This window comes from Paenibacillus thiaminolyticus, assembly GCF_003591545.1.
GTDB classification, from domain to species: domain Bacteria; phylum Bacillota; class Bacilli; order Paenibacillales; family Paenibacillaceae; genus Paenibacillus_B; species Paenibacillus_B thiaminolyticus_A.
In genome coordinates this window covers 65,347-78,829 of record NZ_QYZD01000025.1, presented here as the reverse complement: position 1 = coordinate 78,829, position 13,483 = coordinate 65,347, and the positions used below count along the sequence as shown (strand labels likewise).

Below are 13,483 nucleotides of genomic sequence, written 5' to 3'. Positions count from 1 at the left end.
TTGAACCCCTGCTTTTCCTGCTGTGTAGCAGTTATAGCAGAACAAATCGCACCACTCTCCTATTCATTTCTTCATCTTCCTTGTTTTGCGACGCATCATTGATATTGTATTTTACGATTTTCCCCGGTCGTGCCGACGTCCTCCAACCCGGCCAGACGCGTTTTTGGTAACGTTCATATCGCTTTTGTTTCCACTTCGCGTTTTCGCTTTTGCGAATCCGTTCCTTCTGTGCGGATTCTTTCTTGTTTGCAGTCGCAGACTGTGGCGCTACAATGTTATTAATAGCATTTAATTCCTGCCGTGCTTTCGCTTTCTTGCGTTCCTCTTTGGCTTTTTGCTGTCGCCGCATATTAGCAGCTGTTCGTTCAGTGTTTGCCTTTTTCCTTTGCTCGTCTGTCATACTGTTCCAACCTCCAAACTCCCTATTCATTGAATTACTTCGAGCGAAGAAGCTGGAACATCACGAACAACATGGGCCTTTCCGTCAATTCGGACTATGGCAGCCTTATTGAAAACCCATAATATTCTACCTTGATCCCCAACTTTAGCACGCCGCGCTTTTCCGTTCCAAGTGGTTACATCTTTGGTAAACCTCACTCGATCATCGATTTTCAACATGTTCACTTCCTATCTTCTACAGTCCTGATCGAAAACTCCATACTTCTCACACTCTCCTTTAAGATTAACTCTCCTCAATTGCATCTCTTACGAAGCTTCATCTTCGTGTTCTCCAATGATATCTTCTTGATGATCAACCTGTTCCAGTGGAATCCGCGTTAGGGAAACATAACCGGAGCCGGCATCATTAATGTCTACATCACTGAGGCAAATCGGACAATTAGCTGATGACTGTTCCTCCAACCTCGCATCAATTCCAAATGTAATCTTGCAACTGGAACATTGATAAAAATGCATTTGGGGATAAAAATCAACTACAGGGACGCATGCACTACAAAGATCTTCATCCTCATTAGCCCATGAACAGGGACCATTTTCGGTCACACAAGCATGCTCTTCTATACAGCCACAAACTTTACAAACACCAACACCGAATCCAAACATAAGTCGTACACCCTTTCTAATCATCACTGTTCAGCAGCCCGCCATAACGTTCCTTTTCCTTTTCTGGACTCCTGGTATAAGTCGAAATGTACCTTTCATTACGATGCCCCAATTCCTCCTGCAACACAAAAGGATTTCCCTGCGTCCGCCTGGATAGATCGAAGGCAAATGTGTGACGCAAGCTATGCGGATGCAGCGGTGAAATCTTTCGTTCCGGATCATTTTGCTCTGCATCGTGCCATTCCCCGATTTTTTGGAGAATACGGTTTATACTCCGCACATGCATCCTCCCTCCAGGTCTTCGCTCTGGTATAGATAAAGCTGTAAGAAAGAGCGCTTTGCTGTTTTCATCTGTATCTCGGACACGTTCATGCTCAATGTAATCGGCCAATGCTTTTCGAAGATCAGAACTCAGACTCTTATTAACGAGTGTCATTCCCTTCCCTTGAACATTTAACAACTTGGCCTTTCTTGACTTTCGAAGCTTATCAGGTTCATTTGGATCTAATTGATCCAAGTTTAGATTAACAATCATTTCCCTTCTTATACCGGTATCTAATAACATGAATACAATAGCTCGATCTCGCTTCGGTCGAGCATTCTTTTTCAATGGTGCCTGCTTGCCTTTCCATCTTCGACCCTTCAGCTGGTGAAACCGTTCCAGCCGATCGCAAATATTGAGTAAAGAGATAATCTGATCATCATTTAGCGCTCTTGCTTCCGGAGCCGGCAGCTTAAAGTCTTTGACCCCCTTTGTAGGATCTTTAGGCAACAGATGAGGGGCCTTCCCCTTCACCCAACCTATAAACTTAGACAAATGCGCCTTATGGTTATTAGCCGTCGATGCATCAAATGGATGGGGCGCATCCGGATCATCTGGATATAAATGATCCATCCAAGCTTCGACATCACGCTTTGTTATGGTTGAGACTCGATCATGGCCATATCTCTCCTGATAGAAAACAAGAAATCGCTGCAGCTGCAGATCAATCTTTTTTTCAATATCACGATCCCTTACTCCGATGATCTCTTCATGCATAAATCGTTCCTTCCAAAAAATTAACGAGTCATCTGCCACATTTGGCAGCTTAACCACCTTCTGTGACGTGTTTTGTCCCACTTCCTATTTCCCCCAATCACGCATAACGCCAGTTCCATCAATGAATCAATATTTTTCCATAAATCCATTATAGCATATTCACGTCACAGAAGGAACATTCCGTGATGTGTTTTTTAATGTGAAGTTTCGTCCTACCTCTTTTCACAAGAGAAGGTACATTCTGTTGCGAGTTAAATTTTGATGGTATTATGCGTAGTTCAAATGTCCAACACAGCAAGTATCCATACAATCCTATCGATACCCTATTATTCATGTGGCCATTTCACCTACCTTCACTCGAAATCCTGCCAAAGATGAAAAAATGGCCGGAAGATGACCATTGCGCGGGCTAGAAGAAACCATAATTAAGAAGCTTCTTTAAGCACAATGCTTAAACCACTCTCTCATGTCATGATTATATGAGGACGAATCCCTTATACAGACTTTTCCAATCAATATTCGCTTATGATCGTTATCAATTTTGTAGAATATTCTTACACGATGTTTCTTCGTTCTTTTTATATCCGGAAATTTATTTAATTTTTCAGAGACTAGATTTCCATCATTTTTTTTCAGTGCATCTAATATCACTGATACGATTTGTTGTTCATTAAAATTTAGGCTTTGTATTTCTTTCTTTACTCGTTTAGATACGAATTCAATTTTGTACAACACGGTCCACCTTCTTTATAATCAATATGGCAATATTATCTTCCAATCTTACTTGACAAATTCAAGATACTTATTCGATCTAATAATCATTTCAGTACTAATATTTCCTTTGTATTCATTTTTTCGTAAGTGTCCATAAGCAACAACATTCCGCCCCTCCAGTTGTGATGCCTTATATGTAAAGTGGCAATAATCCTTTTCAAATATAACAACCTTAAATGACGTGTTTTTTACTTCAGCAAACTGTAAGAGCATGACTTTTTCCCCCTTCCAAACCTTTTCTATCTGGCCATGAACAAAGTAGCCTGTTAATGGCAGTATTTGATCACTCCATAAAAGCTCATGTGCTTTATCTTGAGATACGATAACAGATGATAAGGGTACCTCTATCCCACGACCAATATTAAAGTGTATGGAGGAAAGAAGGTCAGGTTCGTTCATAGTAAGTAAATTAACTACACCCTTTAATGAAGTAATCGATTTAGGAGATGCATTAGGCTCCTTTATCTTTGGTTCATTTTTTTTCTTATTATCTGCTGGTGTACGATCAACACTTTTTTTCTCGTATTCCGGGTTAAGGCTACGTAGGTTGAGGTTAATTACATTCTTAGCGGAATTTAAAATGTCTGGTTCATTCTGAAAGTCGGCTATTTTTGAAATCATTTCAGGTATGGATAAAGGTCGATAAAAAGCGCAGCATGGACGGTGTCGAGAAGATTCTGACTTACCGGTTGTCTTAAAATGTGCTGACTTCATTCCCGTTGAGGGTACGAAAATAACCTCAGCTCCACATGATGCATCAAAACAGAATATAGGAGTTTCCCCGAATTCAGAATCGTCAGATGCTAAAACAATATGTCCATTACTCAACCTTGCTTGAATCATAGTAGGTCCCCCTTTTCATATAATAAAAGCGGCCCTAGCCGCTCATTTTACATGATTATGGTCTATCCAATTATGCGGCCTCGGATGAGGAATCCAGACTTGACCCAATTTGTCCACCGTTCCGTATTGCCCGTATCCATCCTTATCAACAATCCATGCAATGTAAACCCGTGATTCTGCATTTTCAAGGTGTAACGGTTCATGGACCGGCGCTGTTGTTTTTCTAATAAAAGGACTCCATCCCCATACCAGATTGTGATTTGCAATCAAAGGTTTTTTTGAAGTGTTTAACACCCACACCCCGAAATTTCTCTCAACGTCCACATACCAATTCATATCTTTTCTTGGAGGAGCTATTGGTGGTTTCTCAGGGTACCCGAAATAAGTAGTTATTTCCTTTTTATGTTCCAGCCATTCATTGGCACTTTCAAAGTGTTGGTAATATTTATCTATCGAAATTCCATCAAATAGATCCCTTATACCGGGTGATTTTTTTCTCTTAAAAGGAACAACGACACCCATAATCATTCGCCTCCAGTTAATAAAAATGCAATATCATGTAAGGAAGTATACTAAATAGGATTGTGAGGAAAATCATTCCCCAAGCTAATAAAGACCAAAAACGAGCTACTTGCGGGTTTTTTTTAGCTTTAGCGAGTCGGTTAAAAATTAGAAACATGAGAGAAAGGATCAGAGTCAGTAACACCCCGTATTTCTGAAGAATAGCTAATCCGCTAAACATCCAGTCTTCTATCGCCTCAGGCGTAGGCAGTGCCGGCAGCATATCATCACCGTCGCTAAATCTAGGAAGGGAGAGCCTTTTAGACAAAATCACTTTTAATGACCCCCCCTTTTATTTTTATCGTTTTGATTGTGCCATCTTTACAAAAGAAACAAAGTTGACCCGATCTTAAGTCACTTGTGTGCAACTTAAATTCAACAACGTCACAGATATTGTCAAAGTTATCTGTATCTAAATTAACTTTTTTGGTACGAGCCCCTTTTCCGTCTACCCCAATTGTTTCAAACGTATTGTATTCAAATCGAGCCGAGGTCTTGGGGTTGAAATGTAAAGTGAACGAACCTCTCGAACCATTATTTGTGATTTCGGGGCAATAGTGAGTTATCGACTTTCTAACTAATTCCATAAATTCGTTTACTTTTCTTATTTCCAATTCTGCCACCTCTATGTATCAGATAAGTAAATAATTTTATGTATTTTCTTATAATAAATTAGATACGTATCATTTATATAGAATAATAATATAGTCCATATTTCATATATGTCAAGGTAAATTATTGTATTATATGAATTATCCAACAATTTACGCGTATAGCCAGAGTAAAAGGGACTAGGTCAAAAGTATGACCTAGTCAAATCGCAATTTCGTTATCTAATTTCCAGAGGTTTAAAACCTCTTTCTTGCCATTTTTGTGACGAATTTGGACCTTAATCCAGTCCCCTTCGTCTATTTCATGAAATTTTAGATGGGATAAATAATGCTGCGTAAATCCGTCTGATAGTAAGACAAGATCTTCACTAAACTTCGAACTTAATTGACAATCCCAAAAATGATAGCCGTCTTTATCCAAGGCACTCTCATGCACATCAATTTTTAGATTTATTTCATCAATATCAAGGTGATTATCCTCAGGAACAGATTCTGTTGGCATTTCAGCATTAGATTGATTCTCCAAGATAATATCAGCTGACTTAATGCCTAAAGCCTTTAAAAAATTACTTGAAAACTCTGGCATCGGAGCCGCCTCTAATGTTTCGAAACAAGGCGCTAAATCGCTGGAAGCCTCCATTCCATTTTCCCTCTCACCCACTAACATTTTAGTGCTATCCAATTCATTCTCTTCCCCAGCGTAGATTAGGGACCCTATTCGATTTAGGAGTCTCTGTTCCCGTTGTTTAAAGTCATAAAATTTCCCTTCAAAATAAGCTACTTTTGCCTTTTCTTTCACATAAAGAATCATCAAAACGATACTTATCACGGCCAAAATGTATACCACCGTTAATCCCTCCTTTTAGATCCACGCAAAAAAGCCCTATAGAGGGATGTAGAGCGAATTTATTTGTAGAAAATTTGGTTCTACAAATAAATCGCTCTTTTACATACCACCCTATAGGGCTTAAACTCTTGAGCTCAGGCTCTTCTTTATAAAAATAAAGTGAGCATACCAAAAATAAATACATGTTCATTATATCAAATTCATGGATTATAGCAAAGAAAAAATACTGTTTGATCGAAATCAAACAGTATTTATCTTTTAAAATAACATGAGGTCGCCTGATACATTTTTTCTTTTTGTTTCTGTTTTACTCCTAAGATATGATCCCATTGGTGCACCACTTCTTAATAACTGTTTAACAGTTGAAAAGTATTGAGGGTGTTTAGACGGGTTTTTTAATATGAGCATCTCTTTCAATCGCTCAAGCAATTCCTCATCTTCAAGATAGAGTAGCTCTTTTCGAGGAACATAGTAAACATTTATCCCATCTCTAATTCTGACTTGGGGACTATATAAGCTTTTGCTATCTTCACTGAGTATAATAACATCTTTGTCCTCCTTCAGCCATCTCGCCTTCCTCATCATAGTCCCATCCCTTCAATAGCTTCCGTAAAGGCTTTAACCTGTTCATGACTGATCATCTGAGCTCTACTGCCTGCTACCTGTGCATTAAAATTGATTACATGCGTGTAAATTGTATGATTGTGCAATATATTATTTACTACATTATTGGAGATTTGTGCCGCAAACTTGTTTGTAGTAGCTCGTTGTGGAGCTGATAAGGTTGTAGCTCCGCATCCGGGCATCGGGATTTCATCTTCTTCAAAGACATCCGGAAAAACAGTCGCGACCGGCTCCAGAATGACCTGATTATCTAATTTGAACCCAAGCACCACCTGGCCACCAAAACCGCTTGTTTCATCTTTATCTTTTGAAACTGCCTCAACCCCTGCATCTAAGTACAATAAATTAGGTGTTTCATCGCTCATAAAGAGTTCATGCAAGATTTGTCTGGTCTTATTGTTGTCAACCATTGCAATAACAAAGGGGATAAAAATAATCTGACTCTCATCGTAAGCCGTCGGACATATAAGCCTTTGTATAATGGCAACATCCTTAATATAATCCGCATAAGCTTTTATGTTTAAATGATAATGTCCACCATATCGGTCCGCTAGCGAATGCACTTTATACTTTGATACATCTTCTTCATCAAATAATTGGTTTCCTAAATTCTTCTTCTCCACTATATCTCCATCAATTAGCAAGATTTCATCAAAGAATAAATGGAATGAGTCCGCATCCATATATGTTCGTATATCCTGGCATAAGCTTCGGAAGAAATGCGAACCATTGGCTCCCGCTCCGATTAGATAGAAATTGATATATAGACCTTTCCCGATGCCATCAATCTGGACTGTATTCATCTTGGCTCCTCCTAATAAAAAGAGGCAATGCTGTGTGCAAAGCCTCTTTTGTTTCTATTTAGTTAGATATAATTCTTCTGGTCCAAGCACTCGGAAAACGATGATCTAGAGTACTGCCGTCGTCCTCAAACAAATCTTCTATCCGTATCGAGAAGAAAGTCCCGTTAAATCCGGTTCTGAATTGAACACTTGGCTTATCATGAGTTAAATGACCAATGACTCCACTGATTCGGAGTGCTTGATCATTTATATCGTCAATTTCCGAAAACTTAGCCTCCATTTGATGATGTGAGTGAATCACCATTACAATGTCTTTATACAGGAGCTCATCAGGAGAAACATAGCTTCTGACTTCATATGTAGATATCTCCTGGCAAGGAACAAACACCTCGTATGCTTCTGTACTGTGATCGAACAAAAGATAAACCAGAACTTCTAAACTCTTTTCCGAGTATACCCTGAAAAAGGATACAATTTGGTTAAGTAGCCTTATTGGAATCTTCTTTAATTTTAACTCTACCCCTTCATTTATCAGGTCAAGCTCGCGTATTTGACGGGCCTTTCTTTTCACTTTGACGTACTCCGTTTCTCGACATTCGATGAGATCCCCATTTCTTGATGCAATAATCTGTACGGGTTTCTCGAGCTTGTTTTCTTCGTAGTCATCTAATGTCCAGTGGAAACTTCGAATCGCTGATGGTAAAGAGCCCATCTTCTCCATAAAGACAAAAGGATATAATCTCTTCTGGTCTAGATCGTAGTCCCACTTCGTTCTCGAAGCTGTAAATTCATAATATTCCCGAAATAGACCTTCTCGAACCTGGTCAAGCGTAACCTTCCCTGACTCCGGAACTTCCTCAATGAGATCGGAAACGAGGAACGACCTGCTCGCGTAGTGGACTGTAAAATCCATATCCACTTCGATATTTTGGTCTTTTCTGGACATACTTGCATACTTAGAGCTTTTCTTTTGCATAGCTGCAGCTGTATCAGCAGACTTCGGCTTCTTCACTGTTTTATTTTGTTTTACTTCTTTCTTCTTCGTAACTTCACTTTCCTCAAACAGTCCTAATTGAATAAAAGTGTCAAAGCTCATAAAAATAAAACCTCCTAATTGTATAAAATATCTGCTACTTTCAATCCCATAGGGACTAACAACTCTTCATCGAACGGAGTGTCTTGCATACTGATCAATAATGATCGCAAGTCTTTCCCCGTATAATCTCTTTGATATAAGTCAAAATTTTTGGGAGCCCTTAAAAAACGATAGGGTAAAGACTCCAGTTGCCTCAGATCTTTATAGCCTACTTGATTTAAAGTAGACCAACATATTGATCCCTCAGTATTAACATTTGAATAGGGATAGTGGTACAATTTCGTCTCTTCATTCAGAATGACATCTTTATAAGCAGCGACTTTTGCCAGCACTCTATTCTTCATTTGAGCAAACCAGAATAGCAAATTAGGGTGCCCTACGTTTTTATATAGACTTGGTTCTCCACCTTGGTGACCCTCTAATACCACATCATGTAAACATTTCTCGTGTTCTATTCCGACAACTCTTCGATTTTTCCCCTCCTGGTAGAACACACAGTTTTTAGGTAAGATAGGTGAACTGATGCTCCTATCCAAACTAAAATGGCTAATGATCTGGTTTAGTTTTTTAACATCCAGAGCTTCAAGTGCAGTTGTTACATAAGCACCAAGTTCCTCTTGCTCCTTTTGCAGATTTAAAGTTATGGCCTTAAACAGCTTTGGGTAGAACATTTCTTTATTCGTAAATAGCTCTGATTTACGAATTAGAGCGGACAATAGCTCTTCGATAATCTTTATATCTTTCACATGGGTAACTCTCTCTAGTAAACCATTTAAGATGTTTGTCCATAGTTTAGAATCGAGCTCTTCCAGGTTAATGCTGCTTCCTAGTTCCCTAAACAATTTAGACGCTAACCCATTGTGTTCATATAAGTTCACCGCATCCAACAAAGTCCCAAACAACTCATCGGGACGTATCCCTAAGCTACCTGTACGGTGCAACAATGACCGAATGATCTCATCCCAATCCTCTTCCTCCAAGAGTGCATCCATGAGAAAATGCGTATCCAAATGTTTGAGAATGACAGTTGTGAAATCCGTCATCTTTATCTTCCGTTGATTTACGATTAGATCGTTAACGGTTTCTTCAACTTTTATCAGCTCCGTTGGTTCACCGATCTCCAGTCTTACCTTCCTCATTGCATTCCTCATCCTCCACATGAAATAGAAATTGGCTAATTCTCATTAGTTCATCAATAAAAGAGTGGAGAAAAAGATCCCACTCTTGCTCAAAATGGATTACTAATCCCTTTTCGTTAGTCTCTACCGTCATCACTTGCCCTGTGTATTCACAACTGAGTACTTTGTGTTGTACACAACCCGACAATTTCTTTTTAGATTCAGCCGTTAATGAAATCTGATATTCAAGGACGTTATCAGTTTTCATTACCTGACAGAAACGAAAAAGAACGCTTAATACCTCTTCCATATAATCCCCTGGGTAATCGCAGCGGAAAGGCATACTGGAATTCAAGGCATAACCGTTCTCCATAAGCTTCGTTAAACATATCAAAGTGTCCAGAGTACCCAAATACCTCTGCATGGTATCATAAGTCAGAAAAAGTACCCTCACTAGAAAAACCTCTTTTTTTCAGGCCGAATGTCAGTGAATATACGCTTGAAATCAGAAGCCCGATTTACTTCAATAATACTTTGCCCTTCATTAAAATAATCTGTGTCTTCACTTCCATACTCATCTGATTCGTAGTTGTAAAACTCCTCAAACGCTGAAATCAGAAGTGATGAATCCAGATGATTTGGCAACTCGATTAATCCACACTCATTCGAGTATGCAACTAAATGCATAGCCATTAATTTTCCCTCTACTACATTCACGTGATTCTCGCACACACAAGCACTCATAATGGTATCTACCATATTCCCTTTCAATTCATAACCCCCTTCATTTTTAGGTAACAAAAAAACCCTACGGGAGGTCATCCATACAAGAAAGATCTTGTATGATTCGTACCACCCATAGGGTTTATCGCTTGAGATAAGGCTCTGTATAGAGCAAAAATAAATCGTTATGCTCCTATATTAACAAAGTTTGGTCGTGCTGCCAAGTTGAAATCCTATTTTAAAAGTTCCAGCACAGTTGATCCTCATTCACGCGTTTTTTTAGTTTTTTCTGATCTTTTAAGTTCTTTATTTCAATTACATTATCAGGCTGCTTACACTTATTCCCGAACACAGGAATCACTTCAGGCTGTATGTCCGGGAAAATACGCTCCATACTCTCTTCAGCAAATATGGTTCCAAAAATATTTTCGTCCGCAGCCGTTTTCTGCTCCGTATCATGTCTCTTACTGATATCAACACCACATAATAGCAAAGTTTGATTCGTGAGTTCCTTCATACGATCCTTCAGGATAGCTGCAAATTCAGCTTCTTCAACCATTTCAATGCCTTCTAAGTCTTTAGTAGCCAGTCTGTTCCATGTGTCTACCAGGTTATTGGATGCAAAGCAGCTGGCTAGATCACTGGCCAATGCGGATTGGGAATCGCGCGAAAACTCTGCTAAGTCCGACTTGTCCAAACGTCCCTCGACCATTAGGGCGTGTCCACGGGCGTGCATGACATGAACAAATTGAGTCATTTGTTGAGTACCATTGTAGACAGGATAATAGACCCGGCATTCCTTTTCTTGCCCTATTCGCCAAGCCCGTCTTGAGGACTGTCTTACCGTAGATACTTCATAATTTAATTGATAAAAAATAATCGTATTCCAATACATAAGGTCTAGTCCAACTTCAACGAGTTTCATATTCGTAATAATGACAGGTACTTCGTCTGATTCCAACTCATACAAACGCTCCTGTCTTAATTCGGTATTTGGCTCATCTAGAATACAGCACCTTATCCCGCTCCGGGTTAATATATCATGCAGGCGCTGATTCATTTCATAACCACCCGTGAAGTTATTATAAATCGTTACCCTTCTGTTCTCATTTAGCTCCTTTCGTACCAAATCTACTAACCATCTCTCTTTGGCATGGAGTTCTCCTTCTAAGGCGGGAGCTATGATACATTCCTCGCCTATCACCACCTTAGCCCCTAAATCCGGTCGATCACCGTACATGATCGTAGATGGATTAAACTTTGACCATACACCAACGCTATCTCTTCCAGAAGAAACACTTTTGCATGTATCATATAAGCGTTTGTGAAAAAACATGTACTTCTGCTTATGCTCCTCGTCCATGTCGATAAAGACTGGTATTTCCTTTAATTTCACCAAGGGCAATCCTAGATCGCTGAGCTCCAAGAAACCACTCTTATGAAGCAAGAAATTAGCCGTAAGCTGTGGAGCAATACCTGCAGCTTCCCTTACTTGTTGCCCCCTCCGTTTGCGCTTGGTGATGACCCCTTCGTCACCTTCTTCAACCGATACAACCTTTTCAAGTTTGCCGAAGCGGGATGCCCACTCTTGGACGCCCGACTCGTACGTTATCCCAGCCTGAAGAAGTGACTTAGCATCCGTTCTCCATAGCAATTCCTTAATTGAAGTCGATTTTCCGTTCGTGACGGTCCCTGTGAGCATGAGGACATGTTTGGACGCAGCAACCATCTGTGCAAAAGCATAACCTCGTCCAGAGTCTTCCGCCTTGCACTGATGAGCTTCGTCGCAGATATAGAGGTCAAAATATTTGTTCATTTTCTTCAGCACATGAGCGATGCAAACCCTCGGTTTCCTTCTAGTCTCTGCACGCTGTTTCAGTGCCGGCCGCCATAATGGGGTGCTACATTTCAAGTTACGTTGTTCATCATCGTTACCTTCCTTTGCTTCTTCAGCAGCTTCATGAGCATTACACTTTAACATAAGCCGCTTCTTATGGAAGGAAACTTTATGTGATAATGGAATCCCATTCGGCTGCATGGTATGGCTTGCTAAAGCTGCGAATATATCTTCCTCGGAAGGTTCGAGGCCTGCTGCAGCATCCTCCCAGCTAGATTCAACATAATCACCGATATCATTTTTTACATACAATGGCTGGCCACAATCCGGACAATGCCAAGCATATGACTTTTTCCCCTTTAGTCTTTTCCAAATGCCTGAGAAGACTTTTTCACCGTCTAATTTAGCTCGGTCAATGCCTACAAGAGTAAATTCAAGTGAGTTAGGATCAGGACGATACCCACTTTTCACTTCTCGGTACATTTTGAGGACATCCTCACTGTTACGGAGGATCCTTACCTTTGCATGAGGAATTGTGAGTGCTATCTCTTTGTCCTTCCATTTCGGTAAAGTAATTCCCGGTGCTGAAAGTAAAATAGACGTTCCCTTCTTCGCTTTTCTCCGTTTCTTTGTCTCATGCATCACATGCGATACACCACATGCGACAATCGATTTACCCGTCCCCATATCGCCGCCACATATGCAACTTTCTTCATATATTGTATTGATAATCGCTTGGATCATGTGGGCTTGAATCGGAAATGGAATCCGCTTCATATCCGCTATTGCTGGATCTACCGGTGAGTCCAATGTATGACGCGGCTGTTTTTGTTCGAGTTTACGCGCTAGATGCTCCGCGTTCCTGAGCATATAGGTTTTGAGATCCCACCCGTACTCAAACTCACCTATTACATCGCTGGAAGGAATACATAGTTGCCCACTTCGCAATGCTGTCCTTATCAGCTCAATGGCTTCATCTTCCGAGCACCTGAATTCAATACATTTTGCTTGTTCCCAATGAGTAAAAAGTTCATTCCGAAATATTTTAAGCTCACGAATACGGCTTTTAAACAGAGTTGGATAGTGATTTATCCATTCCGAAGGGAAACCAAAGCGCTCAATCACATGTAAGGAGAGGGCTGTATCGATATCACCGTCCGCTGCAAAGATGTACGCGGAATCGGATCCCTTGTCTCCAGAAATGGATTCAACACCATCTATGGTAAGCATATTGTTGTACACTACACCATGGGCTACATCGCCCATACCAATCTTTTTTTCCAACCGTTTATATTTCTCCGTGGTTCGTTCAAAACGATCCGATTGATATGAAAGCGTGCGCCCCTCTAGAATACCTGCACTTATGGCAGAAACAGCATCGGGAATACCTACATAAGAGGCTAATACGATCCCCCATCCCTCGCCTCTCTTATCCATATCCGTGACCATCAAGTGTAAATCAACCTCAAAATTTCTTTGAGTATCCCACATCATCAGTTTTTGACTGTTCATAGTTGCAATCCTCCATAAAAATAATAAAGCGAG

At 40.1% G+C, this 13,483-nt stretch carries 16 protein-coding genes; all 16 read right to left on the bottom strand.

Annotated elements, in window-relative coordinates; genetic code table 11:
* Window positions 1–31: 31 nt before the first annotated feature.
* The gene (locus DQX05_RS22050) at window positions 32–400 is read right to left on the bottom strand and encodes a hypothetical protein (RefSeq protein ID WP_119795619.1); all 369 of its coding nucleotides are present in this window, start codon (window positions 398–400) and stop codon (window positions 32–34) included.
* Between the two features lie 26 nt (window positions 401–426).
* Window positions 427–618 (bottom strand): hypothetical protein, encoded by a 192-nt coding sequence (locus DQX05_RS22045; RefSeq protein WP_119795618.1) that lies wholly within the window; start codon window positions 616–618, stop codon window positions 427–429.
* Between the two features lie 87 nt (window positions 619–705).
* On the bottom strand, window positions 706–1,062 hold the full coding sequence (locus DQX05_RS22040) for a hypothetical protein (protein ID WP_147385224.1): 357 nt from the start codon (window positions 1,060–1,062) through the stop codon (window positions 706–708).
* A gap of 16 nt (window positions 1,063–1,078) precedes the next feature.
* Window positions 1,079–2,182: a tyrosine-type recombinase/integrase gene (locus DQX05_RS22035; RefSeq protein ID WP_119795616.1), complete on the bottom strand. Its 1,104-nt coding sequence runs from the start codon at window positions 2,180–2,182 to the stop codon at window positions 1,079–1,081.
* Between the two features lie 699 nt (window positions 2,183–2,881).
* Complete coding sequence (locus tag DQX05_RS22025) at window positions 2,882–3,718, bottom strand: hypothetical protein (protein ID WP_119795614.1); 837 nt, start codon at window positions 3,716–3,718, stop codon at window positions 2,882–2,884.
* Window positions 3,719–3,760: 42 nt separating this feature from the next.
* Entirely contained in the window at window positions 3,761–4,240 is a 480-nt protein-coding gene (locus tag DQX05_RS22020) for a hypothetical protein (RefSeq protein ID WP_119795613.1), read from the bottom strand.
* Window positions 4,241–4,256: 16 nt separating this feature from the next.
* On the bottom strand, window positions 4,257–4,553 hold the full coding sequence (locus tag DQX05_RS22015) for a hypothetical protein (protein ID WP_119795612.1): 297 nt from the start codon (window positions 4,551–4,553) through the stop codon (window positions 4,257–4,259).
* Window positions 4,540–4,893 (bottom strand): hypothetical protein, encoded by a 354-nt coding sequence (locus DQX05_RS22010; protein ID WP_119795611.1) that lies wholly within the window; start codon window positions 4,891–4,893, stop codon window positions 4,540–4,542. Before DQX05_RS22010 ends, DQX05_RS22015 begins: the two co-directional genes overlap by 14 nt.
* A gap of 199 nt (window positions 4,894–5,092) precedes the next feature.
* Window positions 5,093–5,737, bottom strand: a complete 645-nt coding sequence (locus tag DQX05_RS22005) for a hypothetical protein (RefSeq protein ID WP_119795610.1) — start codon at window positions 5,735–5,737, stop codon at window positions 5,093–5,095.
* Between the two features lie 258 nt (window positions 5,738–5,995).
* Window positions 5,996–6,322, bottom strand: a complete 327-nt coding sequence (locus DQX05_RS22000) for a hypothetical protein (protein ID WP_147385223.1) — start codon at window positions 6,320–6,322, stop codon at window positions 5,996–5,998.
* Window positions 6,319–7,164, bottom strand: a complete 846-nt coding sequence (locus tag DQX05_RS21995; protein WP_119795608.1) for a ThiF family adenylyltransferase — start codon at window positions 7,162–7,164, stop codon at window positions 6,319–6,321. The genes DQX05_RS22000 and DQX05_RS21995 overlap by 4 nt, the downstream gene beginning before the upstream one ends.
* A 58-nt stretch (window positions 7,165–7,222) precedes the next feature.
* Entirely contained in the window at window positions 7,223–8,260 is a 1,038-nt protein-coding gene (locus DQX05_RS21990; protein WP_119795607.1) for a Mov34/MPN/PAD-1 family protein, read from the bottom strand.
* Window positions 8,261–8,274: 14 nt separating this feature from the next.
* The gene (locus DQX05_RS21985) at window positions 8,275–9,399 is read right to left on the bottom strand and encodes a hypothetical protein (RefSeq protein ID WP_182914868.1); all 1,125 of its coding nucleotides are present in this window, start codon (window positions 9,397–9,399) and stop codon (window positions 8,275–8,277) included.
* Window positions 9,371–9,688 (bottom strand): hypothetical protein, encoded by a 318-nt coding sequence (locus DQX05_RS21980; RefSeq protein WP_147385222.1) that lies wholly within the window; start codon window positions 9,686–9,688, stop codon window positions 9,371–9,373. The genes DQX05_RS21985 and DQX05_RS21980 overlap by 29 nt, the downstream gene beginning before the upstream one ends.
* A gap of 143 nt (window positions 9,689–9,831) precedes the next feature.
* Window positions 9,832–10,149, bottom strand: a complete 318-nt coding sequence (locus tag DQX05_RS21975) for a hypothetical protein (protein WP_119795604.1) — start codon at window positions 10,147–10,149, stop codon at window positions 9,832–9,834.
* A gap of 190 nt (window positions 10,150–10,339) precedes the next feature.
* A complete protein-coding gene (locus DQX05_RS21970; RefSeq protein ID WP_119795603.1) occupies window positions 10,340–13,450 on the bottom strand; it encodes a helicase-related protein in 3,111 nt (1,036 codons plus the stop codon).
* Between the last annotated feature and the right edge of the window lie 33 nt (window positions 13,451–13,483).